The sequence below is a fragment of the Actinomadura graeca genome (genome assembly GCF_019175365.1).
GTDB classification, from domain to species: domain Bacteria; phylum Actinomycetota; class Actinomycetes; order Streptosporangiales; family Streptosporangiaceae; genus Spirillospora; species Spirillospora graeca.
Window position 1 is genome coordinate 33,000 of record NZ_CP059572.1, and the last position, 14,622, is coordinate 47,621.

Annotated in this window: 15 protein-coding genes; 3 read left to right on the top strand and 12 right to left on the bottom strand. The window is 76.4% G+C overall.

What is annotated here, in order from left to right; all coding sequences use genetic code 11:
* Nucleotides 1–47: 47 nt before the first annotated feature.
* Nucleotides 48–920 carry a S1 family peptidase gene (locus AGRA3207_RS00145; protein ID WP_231332491.1) on the top strand — a complete coding sequence of 291 codons (873 nt, stop codon included), beginning with the start codon at nucleotides 48–50 and terminating at the stop codon, nucleotides 918–920.
* 19 nt (nucleotides 921–939) lie between these two features.
* Here AGRA3207_RS00145 and AGRA3207_RS00150 read toward each other — a convergent pair whose 3' ends face one another.
* A complete protein-coding gene (locus tag AGRA3207_RS00150; protein WP_231332492.1) occupies nucleotides 940–1,731 on the bottom strand; it encodes a SigB/SigF/SigG family RNA polymerase sigma factor in 792 nt (263 codons plus the stop codon).
* A 285-nt stretch (nucleotides 1,732–2,016) separates the two neighbouring features.
* Here AGRA3207_RS00150 and AGRA3207_RS00155 point away from each other — a divergent pair, with 285 nt between their 5' ends.
* A complete protein-coding gene (locus tag AGRA3207_RS00155; protein WP_231332493.1) occupies nucleotides 2,017–2,502 on the top strand; it encodes a fluoride efflux transporter FluC in 486 nt (161 codons plus the stop codon).
* The gene (locus tag AGRA3207_RS00160) at nucleotides 2,499–2,861 is read left to right on the top strand and encodes a fluoride efflux transporter FluC (protein ID WP_231332494.1); all 363 of its coding nucleotides are present in this window, start codon (nucleotides 2,499–2,501) and stop codon (nucleotides 2,859–2,861) included. The genes AGRA3207_RS00155 and AGRA3207_RS00160 overlap by 4 nt, the downstream gene beginning before the upstream one ends.
* A gap of 210 nt (nucleotides 2,862–3,071) precedes the next feature.
* Here the strand turns inward: AGRA3207_RS00160 and AGRA3207_RS00165 are convergent, their stop codons facing one another.
* From AGRA3207_RS00165 to AGRA3207_RS00215, 11 genes are all read right to left on the bottom strand, one after another.
* Nucleotides 3,072–3,485: a ChaB family protein gene (locus AGRA3207_RS00165; protein ID WP_231332495.1), complete on the bottom strand. Its 414-nt coding sequence runs from the start codon at nucleotides 3,483–3,485 to the stop codon at nucleotides 3,072–3,074.
* 123 nt (nucleotides 3,486–3,608) lie between these two features.
* Nucleotides 3,609–4,565: an NAD-dependent epimerase/dehydratase family protein gene (locus AGRA3207_RS00170; protein ID WP_231332496.1), complete on the bottom strand. Its 957-nt coding sequence runs from the start codon at nucleotides 4,563–4,565 to the stop codon at nucleotides 3,609–3,611.
* Nucleotides 4,562–5,536 carry a glycosyltransferase family 9 protein gene (locus tag AGRA3207_RS00175; protein ID WP_231332497.1) on the bottom strand — a complete coding sequence of 325 codons (975 nt, stop codon included), beginning with the start codon at nucleotides 5,534–5,536 and terminating at the stop codon, nucleotides 4,562–4,564. The genes AGRA3207_RS00170 and AGRA3207_RS00175 overlap by 4 nt, the downstream gene beginning before the upstream one ends.
* Nucleotides 5,527–6,204 carry an SDR family NAD(P)-dependent oxidoreductase gene (locus AGRA3207_RS00180; protein ID WP_231332498.1) on the bottom strand — a complete coding sequence of 226 codons (678 nt, stop codon included), beginning with the start codon at nucleotides 6,202–6,204 and terminating at the stop codon, nucleotides 5,527–5,529. Before AGRA3207_RS00180 ends, AGRA3207_RS00175 begins: the two co-directional genes overlap by 10 nt.
* Nucleotides 6,201–7,598: a PfkB family carbohydrate kinase gene (locus tag AGRA3207_RS00185; RefSeq protein WP_231332499.1), complete on the bottom strand. Its 1,398-nt coding sequence runs from the start codon at nucleotides 7,596–7,598 to the stop codon at nucleotides 6,201–6,203. The genes AGRA3207_RS00180 and AGRA3207_RS00185 overlap by 4 nt, the downstream gene beginning before the upstream one ends.
* Nucleotides 7,595–8,143, bottom strand: coding sequence for a D-sedoheptulose-7-phosphate isomerase (locus AGRA3207_RS00190; protein WP_420830935.1), 549 nt, complete (start codon nucleotides 8,141–8,143; stop codon nucleotides 7,595–7,597). Before AGRA3207_RS00190 ends, AGRA3207_RS00185 begins: the two co-directional genes overlap by 4 nt.
* A 44-nt stretch (nucleotides 8,144–8,187) precedes the next feature.
* Nucleotides 8,188–9,402, bottom strand: a complete 1,215-nt coding sequence (locus AGRA3207_RS00195) for a glycosyltransferase (RefSeq protein ID WP_231332500.1) — start codon at nucleotides 9,400–9,402, stop codon at nucleotides 8,188–8,190.
* Nucleotides 9,399–10,394 (bottom strand): glycosyltransferase, encoded by a 996-nt coding sequence (locus AGRA3207_RS00200; protein ID WP_231332501.1) that lies wholly within the window; start codon nucleotides 10,392–10,394, stop codon nucleotides 9,399–9,401. Before AGRA3207_RS00200 ends, AGRA3207_RS00195 begins: the two co-directional genes overlap by 4 nt.
* Complete coding sequence (locus tag AGRA3207_RS00205; RefSeq protein ID WP_231332502.1) at nucleotides 10,391–11,410, bottom strand: glycosyltransferase family 9 protein; 1,020 nt, start codon at nucleotides 11,408–11,410, stop codon at nucleotides 10,391–10,393. Before AGRA3207_RS00205 ends, AGRA3207_RS00200 begins: the two co-directional genes overlap by 4 nt.
* Nucleotides 11,407–12,951, bottom strand: coding sequence for an HAD-IIIA family hydrolase (locus tag AGRA3207_RS00210; RefSeq protein ID WP_231332503.1), 1,545 nt, complete (start codon nucleotides 12,949–12,951; stop codon nucleotides 11,407–11,409). Before AGRA3207_RS00210 ends, AGRA3207_RS00205 begins: the two co-directional genes overlap by 4 nt.
* Nucleotides 12,948–14,585, bottom strand: coding sequence for a carbamoyltransferase family protein (locus AGRA3207_RS00215; protein ID WP_231332504.1), 1,638 nt, complete (start codon nucleotides 14,583–14,585; stop codon nucleotides 12,948–12,950). Before AGRA3207_RS00215 ends, AGRA3207_RS00210 begins: the two co-directional genes overlap by 4 nt.
* Nucleotides 14,586–14,622: the final 37 nt, after the last annotated feature.

Below are 14,622 nucleotides of genomic sequence, written 5' to 3' on the forward strand. Positions count from 1 at the left end.
CGGGCCGTCCCGGCCGCGCGTCCAGCCGTCCCGCCGAGAGGATCTCCATGACCAGTCGAGCCACAGGGGCCGTGCTCGCCGTCGCCGCCGCGGCCGTGCTCGGCGCGGCCGGCGCCGGTGCGGCCCGGGCCGTGCCGCCGTCCGCCGTCCCCGCGCCGCCGGAGCGCGCCTCGGTGAAGGGCGACTTCACCGGCATCGTCGCGCTCAGCAACTGCTCCGGCTCGCTCGTGCGAGGGCCGCGCTCGCGCGACACCGACGCCGCCCTGGTGCTGACCAACGGCCACTGCCTGGAGGGCGGCATGCCGAAGGCCGGCGAGGTCGTCGTCGACCGGCCGTCCCGCCGGACGTTCGAGCTTCTCGACCCGGCCGGGACGAGGACGCTGGGGAGGCTCCGGGCGACGCGCGTCGAGTACGCCACCATGACCGGCACCGACGTCACGGTCTACCGGCTGGACAGCACCTACGCGGCCATCCGGAAGCGGTTCGCCGCCGCCGCGCTGCGCCTGTCCGCCTCCAGGCCGCACGACGGCACCGAGATCCGCGTCGTGTCCGGCTACTGGAAGAGGGTCTACCGCTGCAAGATCGACGCGACCGTCCACCGGCTCCGTGAGGACCAGTGGACCTGGATGGACTCCATCCGCTACACGCCCGAGTGCCGGACGGTCCACGGCACGTCCGGCTCGCCGGTCGTCGACGTCCGTTCCGGCAGGGTCGTCGGCGTCAACAACACCGGCAACGACGACGGCGGGCGCTGCACGCTCAACAATCCCTGCGAGGTCGCCCGGAACGGCCACGTCACGGTCCGGAAGGGAATCCACTACGCCCAGCAGACGGACGCGCTCGCCCGCTGCCTCGGCGGCGGGAACGACGTCGTGGTCGGCGGGTCCTGCCCGCTTCCCGGACCGGCCGGCGGGCGCTGACCGGGGAAGGGGCGTCCGGTCACTCCGAGAGCATCCCGGCGCGGAGCTTCTCCAGCGTGCCCCGCAGCAGCCGCGACACATGCATCTGGGACAGCCCCACCTCGTCGGCGATCTGCGTCTGCGTCTTGTTGCCGAAGAACCGCAGCAGCAGGATCCGCCGCTCGCGTTCGGGGAGACCGGCGATCAGGGGGCGCAGGGCGTGGCCGTCGATGAAGGCGTCCAGCGCCGGGTCGTCGGAGCCGAGGTGCTCGCCGACCGAGCCGTGGTCGCCGTCCGGCGCGCCGTCCGCCGGGGCCTCCAGCGACAGCGGGCGGTAGGCGTCGCACGCGATGAGCACCTCCACCGCCTCCTCCTCGGTGACGCCCATGAGGGCGGCGACCTCCCCGGTCGTCGGCGACCGGCCGTGCTCGCGGGTGAAGTCCTGCGCCGTGCGCTGGAGGACGGGACGCAGCTCCTGGAGGCGGCGCGAGACCCGCACCCCCCACGTCTTGTCCCGGAAGTGCCGCTTCACCTCCCCGGTCACCACCGGGTAGGCGTAGGTGACGAACCGGTCGCCGACGCCGGGGTCGAAGCGGTTGATCGCCTTGACCAGCCCCAGGTAGGCGACCTGCTGGAGGTCGTCGATCGGCTCGCCGCGGCCGGCGTAGCGGCGCGCCACCCCGCGCACGAGCGGGACGTGCAGGTCCACGATCCGGGTGCGCAGCCGCTCGCGCCGCGGGTCACCGTCGGAGAGCAGCTTCATCTCCGCGAGCAGCTCCTCGGCCTCGCCGTCCTCGAACCGGGCCGGCCGGGTCGTCCGCGCCGTCGTCATGGGGCGTCTCCTTCGCGGCTGGGGCCGGTACGCGGCGACCGGCCACGTCCCTCTACCCGCCGGATCATTGATCACACCGGGAGCGGCGGAGGGAGCCGCCCCGGCGCTCCCGCCTGCGGAGACCCCGGTGATCCACCCCGCGGGTGATCGGTAGACTGTCCGCCGCGTCCCTCGGGTGAGGGACGCGGCGGAGGCGGGGCCCGCCGCCCCCGGTCCGGGGGAGACCACGGTGACGGCCGCCGGCGGTCCGCGCCGGGACGCGTGTCCCGCCGGTAGGAGTGAGCCATGCCCGACGCGGCGGCCGACGGCCCCGTCGATCCCGATGTCGACCTGCGCGTCCCGGCGCAGCGCTCCGAGCTGCGCCGCGCCCCCTGGTCGATCCTCGCGGCGGTGTCGGCGGGCGGGGTCCTCGGAGCGCTGGCCCGCTGGGGGCTGACCAGCGCCTTCCCGTACCGGCCGGCGGAGTTCCCCTGGTCCGTCTTCTGGATCAACGTCACGGGGTGCCTGGCGATCGGGGTGCTGATGGTGCTGGTCACCGAGGCCGGGCCCGTGCACCGGCTGGTGCGCCCGTTCCTCGGCGTCGGCGTCCTGGGAGGTTTCACCACGTTCTCCACCTATGTCGTGGACATCCAGCGGGCGGTGGAGGACGATGCCGCCGGTCTGGCGCTCGCCTATCTGGCAGGGACGCTCGCCGCCGCACTGCTCGCCGTGTTCGCCGGGATGCGGCTGACCCGGCGGTTCGCCCTCCGGCGCCCCCGGGAACGTCCGTGACCGGGCTGCTGGTCGTGCTCGGCGCGGCGCTGGGCGCGCCGCTGCGCTACCTGACCGACCGCGCGGTGCAGTCCCGTCACGACTCGGTCTTCCCCTGGGGGACGTTCACCGTCAACGTCGCGGGGTCCGCGTTGCTGGGGTTCCTCGCCGCGCTCCCGGCGGACGGCGGCGTCATGTCGCTCGCCGGGACGGGCTTCTGCGGCGCGCTGACCACCTACTCCACGTTCGGCTACGAGACGCTGCGCCTCGCCGAGGGCGGGGCGCGCTTCTACGCGGTGGCCAACGCCGTCGCGAGCATCGCGGCCGGGCTGGGCGCCGCCTATTGCGGGATGGCCGTCGCGGCGGCGGTCACCGGCTGACGGCGGGGCCGCGGGGGAAAGCGGACCGGGAAACCCGATCGGGAAAGGAAAGCCGACCAGGAAAGCATGGTGCGGCCCAGGCTCGCAGTCCTGAGCACATGGCAGCGGGCTCGCGAGTGGGCCGCCCCGTGACTCTGCCCATGTGGCCGTTCCGGTAAACCGATCAGCCTGTGCCGCGTCGTACCTCCGGTGAGAAACGGGTTTTCGGCCTTACTCGCGGGCTTTTGCGGTCGCGCGGCGGTTGGCCTTCTGGATCGCCTTGACCAGTTCGTCCTTGGTCATGGTGGACCGGCCCTGGACGTCGAGCCGCTTCGCGATCTCGTACAGGTGCTTCTTGGTGGCGTTGGCGTCGACGCCCTCGGCGGTCTTGGACGGCCTGCTGCGCGACTGCGGCGTGTCCTTGGCGGCCTGCTCGTCCGAGGGGCCCTTCCGCCCGCCCGCCTTGCGCTTCCAGCGGTCGCCGATCTTCTCGAATCTGTGCTTGAGGGCGCTGAACGCGGTGCGGTGCGCCCGCTCGCCCTCGCCGTACTGCTCGACCGCGGAGTCGTGGGCCTTGACCCAGGTGTCCTGCGCGTCCTCGGGTGAGCGGCGGAGCGTCGAGGGCATGTCCTCGCGGCCCGGCATGTCGGTCTCCTCTCCCTCGTCGGTGCCCTGTCAGGCGCGTCGTGCGGCGTCCTGTCGCCGTACCCGGCTCAGGCGAGTCCAACCGGCGGTCCCAGACGGGGCCGGTCACAGGCGGGGCCGGTCTCAGGCGGGGTCGGCGACGACCAGCTCCTGCTCGAACCAGTCGATCGTGCCGCGCAGGCCCTCCTCGACGGTGATCCGCGGGCTCCAGCCGAGGAGTTCGCGGGCCAGGGTGGTGTCGGGACGCCGGACACGCGGGTCGTCCTCGGGACGCTCGACGAAGCGGATCCGGGACGGTGAGCCGGTCAGCTCGACGACCAGCTCCGCGAGATCGGCCATGGAGAGCTCGTACGGGCTGCCGATGTTCACCGGGCCCGGATGGCGGGACATGGCGAGCGCCACGATCCCGCGGACGGTGTCGTCGACGTGGCAGATCGAGCGCGTCTGCGAGCCGTCCCCCGTCACCGTGAGGTCCTCGCCCGTCAGCGCCTGGCGCAGGAACGTCGGGATGGCGCGGCCGTCGTCGGGCCGCATCCTCGGCCCGTAGGTGTTGAAGATCCGGACGATCGCCGCGTCGAGGCCCCGGGAATGCCGGAACGCCGAGGTCAGGGCCTCGCCGAAGCGCTTGGCCTCGTCGTACACGCTGCGCGGCCCCACCGGGTTCACGTTGCCCCAGTACGTCTCCGGCTGCGGGTGGACGAGCGGGTCGCCGTACACCTCCGAGGTGGAGGCCAGCACGAACCGGGCGCCCTTCTCCTCGGCCAGCTCCAGCGCGTTGCGGGTGCCCTGGCTGCCGACCTCCAGGGTCTGGATGGGAAGCCGCAGATAGTCCGCCGGCGACGCCGCCGAGGCGAGGTGGAACACGTAGCCGACCTCGCCCGGCACGTGCACGGGTTCGGTCAGGTCGCGCCTGACGAACCGGAAGTCCCGCCGCCCGGTGAGGTGCGCGATGTTGCGCGACGTCCCGGTCAGCAGATTGTCCAGGCACACCACCGAGATCCCCCGGGCGAGCAGTGCCTCGCACAGGTGCGACCCGAGGAAGCCCGAGCCTCCCGTCACCACGGCGCGTCGATGTCTCATCCTGGTCCCCTCACGGTGTGGGCGAGCGCGCGGCCTGCCGCCTCGACGGCCTGGCCGGCGGTGATCTCCAGCAGGCCGGGATGCGGTTCGCGGCCGTGCGGGTCGCCGCGCCGCCCGGCCCACAGGACCAGGTGCTCGGCGCGGTCGGGCGGCCCCCAGCGGCCGGGCGGCGTCGGGCCGAACAGCAGCACCGACGGCGTCCGGAACGCGGTGGCCAGGTGGGCGGGGCCGGTGTCGCCGCACACCACGAGGCGGGCGCCGGCGACGAGCGCGGCGAGCCGCGGCAGCGGTGTACGGCCCGACAGGTCGGCGCCCGGGTCCAGCCCGGCGAGCTCGACGACGCGGCGCGCGATGGCCGCCTCGCCGGGGCCGCCGGTGACGACGACGCGTTCGCCGCCGTCCCGCAGCGCGGCCGCGACGGCCGCGAACCGCTCGGCCGGCCAGCGCCGCGCGGGGAAGGCCGCCCCCGGGTGGACCACCACGGCGCCGGGCGCGGGGGAGGCGGCCCGGGGCGCCGCCAGGTCCAGGTCGCCGGGGTCGGCGTGGAACCCGTACGCGCGGACGAGCCGGCACCACCGCGCCACCTCGTGCTCGTCGGGGTCCCAGTCGGGGCCGTCGGCGTGCGGGGCGGCGGTGCAGGCGAACGCCATCAGCCGGCCCGGTGACAGCGCCGCGAGGACGCGGTGGCTCCGCGGGCCCCGGCCGTGCAGGTTGACCGCCACGTCCACCGGCCCGGCGGGCGGCAGCGGGGCCAGGCCGTCCGCGGGCAGGACCGCGTCGACGGCGCCGGTGGCGCGGGCCAGCGCCGTCAATGCCTTGGGCGCGGCGAGCGTCAGCCGGGCCCCGGGCATCCCGCGGCGCACGGCCCGCAGCGCGGGCACGGCGGTCAGCAGGTCGCCCAGGCCGAGGGCGCGCAGGACCACGACGCGGCGCGCCGTCGTCGGCAGCGGCGCGCTGGTGGTCACGGCCACGACGGCTCCCGCGACGGGCAGACGACCATCTCGCGGACCTCGCATCCCGCGGGCTGCGCGAGCGCGAACGCGACCGCCGCCGCGACGTCCGCGGGCCGGTTGAGCTCGGCGTCGGGGCCCGGCCTGTACTGCTCGGTGCGGTCGTCGAAGAAGGCGGTGTCCATCCCGCCGGGGACCATCAGCGTCACGCCGACCCTCCCGGCCAGCTCGGCGGCGAGCGCCCGGGTGAAGCCGACGACGCCGAACTTGGACGCGCAGTAGGCGGTGGCGTCGCCGAGCGCCCGCAGCCCGAGCGTGGACGCGACCGTGACGATCCGCCCGCGCGGCTCGTCCTCCAGGTAGGGCAGCGCGGCGCGCACGACGGCGGCGGTGCCGAGCAGGTTCACCCGCACGACCCGCTCCCAGTCCTCGGCGGGCACGTCCCCCAGGGCGCCGCACGCGTCGATCCCGGCGGCGGTGACGACCGCGTCCAGCCCCCCGCCGGAGCGGGCCAGCCCGTGCACGGCGCGCTCGGCGCACCCGCGGTCGGCGAGGTCGGCCTGGACGTACTCGACGTCGTCCTTGGGCGGGTGCAGGTCCAGGACGAGCGGACGTCCCCCGTCCTCGGCGACCCTGCGGGCGATGGCCGCGCCGAGCCCGGAGGCGCCACCGGTGATGAGGACGTTCATGATGCGGTTCCCTTCGTCGTCGACAGCAGGCGTGAGGTGGAGCGCCCTTCGAGCAGGGGCAGCAGGACCACCTCGCCGCCGTTGGCCCGGACCGTGCCGGCCTCGGGCAGCGGGGTCCCGGCGTAGTCGGCGCCCTTGACCCACACCTGCGGCCGCAGCCGCTCCAGCAGCGGCGCCGGGGTGTCGTCGTCGAAGACCACCGCCGCGTCCACGTCGCTGAGCGCCTCCAGCACCCGGACGCGGTCGGCGGCGGGCGTCACCGGGCGGTCCGGGCCCTTGCGGCGGCGCACCGAGGCGTCGGAGTTCACGCAGACGATCAGGCAGTCGCCGAGCCGCCGCGCCTGCCGCAGCAGGCTGACGTGCCCGGCGTGCAGCAGGTCGAAGCAGCCGCCGGTCGCCACGACCGTGCCGCCGGCGCGCCGGGTGCGCTCGGCGAGGCCGAAGGCGTCCTCCCCGCGTTCGGGGACGAGCCGGGCGGTGCCGTTCTCGGTGAGCCGCGTGGCGAGCGCCGACGCCGCGCCCGCCCGGACGAACTCCGAGGCGCGCCGGACGCCCTCGGTGACCGCCGCGGTGAGCGGTCCGCCGTCGGCGAGCACGTCCACCGCCCCGACCGCGAAGCCGTCGCCGGCCCCGCACGCGTCGCCCCGCGCGGGTTCGGCCGGGGCGAGGAAGGGCGTGCGCGTCCCGTCGCACAGCAGGGCGCCCTCGGCGCCGAGGGTGATCGCGACGCCGTCCAGGCCCCACAGCCGGCCGAGATGCCGGCCGCGCCGCCCGGCCGCCGCCAGCCCGGATCCGCCGATCTCGGCGCCGTCCGCCGCGGCGAGCCGTGCGGCCTCCTCCTCGTTCGGGGTGAGCAGCCGCGTGCCGGGCACCGGCGGCTCCCCCTTCGGGTGCGGGTCCCACACGACCGGGACGTGGCCGGGCAGGTCGCCCAGCAGGGACCGGACGGCGCGGTGCCGGGTCACGCCGCGCCCGTAGTCGGAGACCAGCACGGCGCCGGCCCCCGCCACGGCGTCGGTGACGCGCGGACCGACGGGCCCGTCCAGGGCCTGCCCTTCCCCTGTGTCCAGGCGCGCCACCGACTGCTCTCCCGCGCGGATGCGCAGCTTGCAGGGCGTCCCGCCGTGCAGGTGGAACGCGGCGACCTCCACGTGCCGCTCCAGCATCGCGCGCAGCCGCCGGCCGGGCTCGTCGTCGGCCAGCGCGGTGACGAGCACCACCTCGCGGCCGGACGCCGCCGCCAGCAGCGCGGCCAGCCCCGCGCCGCCCGGGCGGGGGCGCTCCTCGGCCTGCTCGACGACCGGGACCGGCGCGTCCGGGCAGAGCCGGCTGCTGGTGCCGACGATGTCGATGTCGAGCAGGACGTCGCCCACCACGACCAGCGGCGCGGTCATCCCCCCACCCCCAGGACCTCGTCGATCACTCCGCACAGCAGGTGGAGCGCCGCGAGGTGGATCTCCTGGACGGTCGCGGTGGCCGCGGCGTCCACGGCGATGGCGTCGTCGCAGGACCCGGTGAGCGGGTTCGGGCCCGGGCCGGTCAGCGCCCAGGCGGCCATCCCCGTGCGCCGCGCCCGGTGCGCCGCCGCGATCACGTTGGGGCTGCGGCCGCTCGTCGACAGGCAGAGCAGCACGTCGCCGGTGCGGCCGTGCGCCTGCACCTGCCGCGCGAAGACGTCCACCGGGCCGTAGTCGTTGCCGATGGCGGTGACCGCGGAGGTGTCGGCGTGCAGCGGGATCGCCGACAGCGGCCGCCGGTCGCTCTCGAACCTGCCGGTCAGCTCGGCCGTCAGATGCTGGGCCTCGGCGGCGCTGCCCCCGTTGCCGCAGGCGAGCAGCCGCCCGCCGGTGCCGAGGACGCGGGCGAGCCGGCGTCCCCACGCGGCGACCGTCGGCACGTGCTCGCGGAACCGCAGCGCGGCCTCCGCGAGCGCCTCCAGCCGCTCGTCCTGCGCGGTGAGGACCGGGCTGCGCGCCGGCGCCGTCACGCCGCCACCCCGCTCAGGGCGCCCGCCCGCCGGTAGACGCCGGCGGTGCCGGCGGCCACGCGCGCCCACGAGTAGCGGGCCCGCGCCCGGTCGCGGCCCGCGCGGCCCATCGCGGCACGCTTCACCGGGTCGTCCAGCAGCTCCCGGATCGCCGCGGCGGCGGCCCCGGGATCGCGGGGCGGCACGTGCGCGCCGGTGACGCCCGGGACGACGGTGTCGAGATGACCGCCGACGCCGCTCGCCACGACGGGCACGCCGCAGGCCATGGCCTCCAGCGGCACCATCCCGAACGGCTCGTACCAGGGCAGCGTGACGACCGCGCTCGCCGACCGCAGCAGCGGGGCGACCTCGTCGCGGCCGACCCGCCCGAGGAACTCCACGCGGCCGGAGACGCCCGCGTCCCGCGCCACCCGCCGCAGCCTGCGCACCTCCGGGTCGCCGTCCAGGTCCGCGCGCGGCGGTCCTCCGGCGACGGCCAGCCGGGCGCCCGGCAGGTACGCCAGCGCCTCGATGGCGGTGTCGACGCCCTTGCGCTCGACCAGGCGGGACAGCACCACGAGCGGGCCCGCGTCCGCGCCGTCCCGTCCCCGGCGGGGTGTGAAGAGGCCGAGGTCGACGCCGCACGGGACGACCGACACGCGGTCGCGCGGGACGCCCAGCGCGGCGAGCTCGGCGACCTCGTCCGCGCACGTCGCGATGACGGCGTCGGCGCCGCGCCCGAGGGCCCGCTCCAGCCGGACGCGGGAGGCGGGACTGGTGTCGCCGTCGCCCTGGTGGCGGCGCTTGACGCTGCCGAGCGCGTGGTAGGTCTGCACCACCGGCACATGCCGGGGGCCCGGCGGGCCGGACGCCTGGACGGCGGCGAGCCCGCTCATCCAGAAGTGGGCGTGCGCCACGTCGGGCGGATCGGCGGACCAGCGCCGCTCCAGGTAGAGGCCGAACGCGTGCATCCAGGGCAGCAGGTCGTCCTTGGCGATGCGCTCGGGCGGGCCCGCCGGGACGTGCTCGACGGTCACCCCGGGCGCGAGGCGGACGCGGCGGGGGAGGGCGGGGGCGTCCCGGCGGGTGTAGACGGTGACGTCGTGCCCTTGGCGGCCCAGCTCGGCGGCCAGCTCGGCGACGAACACGTTCTGCCCGCCGCCGTCCGCCCCGCCGAGCCCGCCGGCGGCGGCCAGCGGGCTGGCGTGCTCGGAGACCATGGCAATCCTCATCGCGTTACCTCCCAGAGAGTCCGCTGCCAATCGCGCAGGAACCGGGGCAGCCCGTAGCGGTCGACGGCGTGGGCCCGCGCCTCCTTGCCCATCTGGCGGGCACGCGGCGGGTCGGCGGTCAGCGACCGCGCGGCGTCGGCGAGGGTGCCGGCGCGCGTGGACAGCACCCCCGCCTCCGGCGGCACCGCCTCGACGGCCTCGGTGGTGGCCAGCGCCACCACCGGCAGGCCGAGCATCATGGCCTCGATGAGCGCGAGGCCGAGCGAGGTCCACCGGTAGGGGTGGACGTAGACGCGGCGGCGGGCGAGCTCCTCGTGCATCCTCGCCTGCGGCAGGTCCTCGAAGGTCCACAGCGACTCGGGCGCGATGCCGAGCCGTCCGGGGACGTCGGCGACGTTCATCCCGAACAGGTCGAGGGGGACGGCCGCGGCCAGCCCGGCGAGCAGGTCGGTGCCCGCGACGCGGCCCCGGCGGAGGGGGTCGTTGATGACGACGCCGGCGCGGGGCATGTCACCGGTGCAGCGGTAGCCGGGGTCCACGACGCCGTGCTCGATGACCGTGGTCGGCGCCCGCCCGCAGTTCCAGAACAGCTGGTTGAAGTGGGTGACGTGCACGACGGGGATGTCGGCGCGGTCGTGCAGGAAATGCCGGCTGTCGGGGACGATCTCCTCCGGCCATCCGGCGTCCGCGGGCGTCCGGCGGGGGGTGTCGTGCTCGACGTACACGGCGGGGACGTCGCGTCCCGGGCGCCGGCCGAGCCACTCCTCGGTGAGGCGCAGCTCGCGCGGCCGCTGCAGGACGACCACGTCCACCTCCTCGTCCCGGAGCCGGTCGAAGGGCACCTCGACGGCGCGGCCGGGCCAGGCGAAGGTGTCGGGGCGCCCCCTGCCGTCCGGGCCGCGGCCGGGCGTGACGGGCACCAGCGTGGTGTGCGGGCCGTGCACGAACGACGTCGCCCACGAGCCGTGCACGTGCCAGAGCAGGACCCTCATGCGACCACCTCCCCGCCGGGCCCGACGTCGGCCGCGACGATCTCGACGGCCGCGGCGACCTCCTCGGCGCGGACGGACGCCAGGCACGGGTGCCCGTCGACCGGGCATTCGCGGGCCCGGCTGTCCTTGCAGGGCGCCTGCTGGTCGCCGAGCAGCGCCAGCGGGACCCCGAACGGCGCCCACCGGGCGGCCGGGACGGTCGGCGCGAACAGCGACACGACGGGCGTGCCGACGGCGGCGGCCAGGTGCGCGGGACCGGTGTTGCCCGCGACGACGGCGCGCGCGCCCCGCAGCACCGACCCCAGCTCGGCCAGCGTCGTGCGGCCGCCGAGGTCCAGCCCGTCCTCCCCGGCGACGAGCGCGGTCAGCTCCTTCTCGTCGCCGTGGCCGGTGACGACGACACGGTGCCCGGCCGCGCCGAGGACGCGCACGGCGTCGGCGCAGTGCGCCGGCGGCCACGCCCGTGCCGGGACGGACGCCCCCGGATGCACCACCACGTACCCGGGCCCGCCGGTGAGGTGGTCGGTGTCGGGCAGCGGCTCACGGACCCGCAGCCGGGTGTCGGCCGACGCGGGGAACCCCGCGTCCTCGGCGAGCGCGAGCATGCGCAGCGGCTCGGGCACGTCGCCCTCGGGACGGTGCCGCAGGTCCAGCAGCGAGCCGGGGTAGTCCTCGCTGATGCCGCCGATCCACGGCGTCCCCGCCAGGCGCAGCAGCAGCGCCAGCGGCAGCGGCGACTGGTGCGACGAGGTGAGGATCAGCGCCCGGTCGAAGCCCGCGAGCGTCCCGGTGAACCGCTCGATGTCCAGGACGTCGACCGGGTCGGGCTCCGGGTCGATCCACGGCGCGCGCCACTCGATCACCTCGTCCACGCCGGGGAGCAGGTCGGCGGCGGCGCGGCCGCGCGGCCCGCACAGCAGCACGACCTCCTCGGCGCGCGCGGCCACCGCCCGCACCGCGGGCCCGGCGAGCAGCACGTCGCCGATGTTGTCCTGCCTGGCCACCAGCACCCTCACCGCGACCTCCCTCCGCCGAGCAGCAGGTCCACGGCGGCTTCCAGCGTCGGCGCCGTCTCCGGCGCGCGCGCGATCTCCACTGGCAGGGTCCGCCCGGTGGGCACGAGGATGCCGCGAGCACCCGCCGCGGCGGCGGCCTCGACGTCGCCGCCGATGTCGCCGATGACGGCGCAGTCGGACGGCCGCGCGCCCAGCCGCCGCGCCGCGCGCTCGATCATCCCCGGCAGCGGCTTGCGGCACGCGCATCCGTCGTCGCCGTCGTGGGGGCAGAACTCCCACACGTCGACGCGGCCGAGCAGCTCCTCCACGCGCGCGTTCACGCGCCGCACGTCCCCCGCCGTGATGCGGCCCTTGGCCACGCCCGACTGGTTGGACACCACGCCGATGCGGACCCCGTGGCGCCGCAGCCGGTCCAGGGCCCGCCGCGCCCCCGGCATCGGCTCGACCCGCCGGGGGTCGCCGTTGTACGGGACGTCGCGGATGAGGGTGTCGTCGCGGTCGAAGAGGACCACCCGGGGCCCGGCCCACGGCCGCGCGCGCCGGTGCGCGAGGAGCCCCCGGATCCGGTGCCGGATCGCCACGGGCGGGATCACGGCGCTGGTCACCAGCATCAGCGCGACCTCGGCGCCCGTCCGCGGCCCCGGCCGGATCCGCTCCGCGGCGAACCGCGCGGTGAGCGCGGCCCAGACCGTCCCGGAGACCAGGGCGATCCCTGTCACCCGGCCCCTCCGGGGCGGCCGCCTCCGGGCCGCGACGAGGGCGGGGGGCACGGTGACGAGGGCGGCGAGGCCCGCGAGCGTGGTGGCGGCGTGGCGGCGCAGCAGGCCCGGGCCCTCACCGGCGCGGGCGCGCCAGGAACGGCCGTGCAGGCGCCACATCAGGACGTCGTCGGCGTTGCCGGCCTGGGCGCGGACCGAGGCCCACGGACCCGCGGGCCGCACCGGATGGGTGATCTCCCGCGTGCCGCGGACGAGGCGGTGGCCGGCGTCCAGGACGCGCAGCGCCAGGTCGGCGTCCTCGCGGTAGGCCCGGCGGAACCGTTCGTCGAAGCCGCCCGTCCCGGCGAGGACGCCGCGCCGGTAGGCCATGTCGGCGGTGATCCAGTCGGCGTCCGCGAGACCGGCGGTGCCCCGCTCCCAGTCGGTGGGGCGCTGCCCGTCCGGCGGCGGGACCCTGACGCGGCCCTTGGACCCGGCGACGCCGGGCGGCAGGCCGGCGAGGTCGTCGGCGAGCCGGGCGCACCAGCCGGGGCCGGGGACGACGTCGTCGTCGAGGAAGGCCACCCACTCGGTCGCGGCGGCGCGCCAGCCGGTGTTCCGCGCGGCGGCGGGACCCCGTCCCCCGGAGCGCAGGACCCGGATGCCCGGCCCGCCGGGCGGCGGCAGCGGCAGTGGCAGCGGCGCGCCGGGCACGGGACGGTCGTCCACGACGATGATCTCGTGCGGGGCGCCTTCCCCGCCGGCGGCGGACGCGAGGAGGGCGTCGAGCGTCACGCGCAGGCTGTCCCTGCCGATCGTCGGGACGACGACGGTGTGGCTCATCGGTGCACCTCCCCGCGGCGCACCACGAAGGGCCCGATCGCCAGCAGGTCGACCGGCGCGGACCCGAAGCACTCCAGCGCGTCGCGGGGGTCGTCGGCCATGGGACGGCCCGCGGTGTTCAGGCTGGTGTTGACGAGGACCGGCAGGCCGGTCAGCGCGCGGAACTCCTCCAGGAGCCGCGCCACGAGCGGCTCGTCCGCGGGGGAGACGGTCTGGACGCGCGCCGTGCCGTCCACGTGGACGACCGCGGGTATCCGTTCCCGCCATCCGGGGCGGACGCGGTGGACGAACAGCATGTACGGGCTCGGGATCGGCCCGTCGAAGATCTCGGGCGCGTGCTCCAGCGCGACCATCGGCGCGATCGGGCGGAATTGCTCGCGGCCCTTGACGTCGTTGAGCCGCTCCACGTTGCCGGCGTGGCCGGGATGGGCGAGCAGCGAGCGGTGGCCGAGCGCGCGCGGCCCGTACTCCGAGCGGCCCTGGAACCAGGCGACGATCTCGTTGCGCGCGAGGGCCCCGGCGACGGTGGCGGCCAGGTCGTCCGGGCGCTCGTACGGGATCTTCGCGGTGTCCAGGTACCGGGCGATCCGCCGGTCGTCCCACCCCCGTCCGAGGTCGGCGCCGGGCATCGCCGCGAGCGGCCCGCCCCGCTGCCGGGCGAGGTGCAGGGCGGCGCCGAGCGCCGTCCCCGCGTCACCCGCGGCCGGCTGCACCCAGATCTCGTCGTAGGGACCCGACTCCGCGAGCCGGGTGTTGGCCACGCAGTTCAGCGCGACGCCGCCGGCGAGCATCAGGCGCCGTGAGCCCGTCCGCCCGCGCAGCCAGGCGGCCAGGTCGAGCAGCACCTCCTCCAGCCGGGCCTGGACGCTCGCGGCGAGGTCGGCGTGGTCGCGGGTCCATTCGCCGTCCGGCGGGCGGGCCTTGGCGAGCGCGCCCCAGTCGACCGGCCTGACCGCGAAGCCCCCGTCGCCGGTGGCGCCCACGTGCTCGCGCAGCTCGCCGAGGAAGCGCGGCTCCCCGTAGGAGGCGAGCGCCATGACCTTGTACTCGTCGCTGGAGCGCAGGAATCCCAGGTGCTCGGTGAGGTCCTCGTACATGAGGCCGAGGGAGTGGGGGAGCCGCTGCGCCTGCAGGACGGTCAGGGCGCCGTTCTCGTAGGTCCCGGCCAGATGCGAGTGCGACTCGCCGCGGCCGTCTAGGACGAGCACGTCCCCGTCGCCCGGCGACGGCGCCGCGAGTCCCGCGGACGCGGCGTGCGCGACGTGGTGCGGGACGTACTCGACGATACCGGGGTCCAGCCCGGGCAGCGCCGTGGACAGGAACGCGGGCGCGCGCCGGGCGTACAGCGTCCGCAGCCGCTCCCACTGCTCGTCGTGCCCGTCCAGGCCGGGCTCGACGAGGTGGGGGTCATAGGAGTAGGCGACGGCGTCGAGGTCGCCGGGTTCCAGCCCGGCCTCCTCCAGGCACCATCGGGCTGCCCTTTCCGGCAGTTCCCAGGCCGCGAAGGGCACCGGGCGTTTCCCGTGTTTGCGGCGGCTGAAACGTTCCTCCTCCGCCGCGGCGACGACGACCCCGTCCGCCACGAGGGCGGCTGCCGGGTCATGGAAAATCGCGTTGATTCCGAGCACACGCATGCGAAGGCCCCGATTCGGCGCAGCATCAAATGGGGAG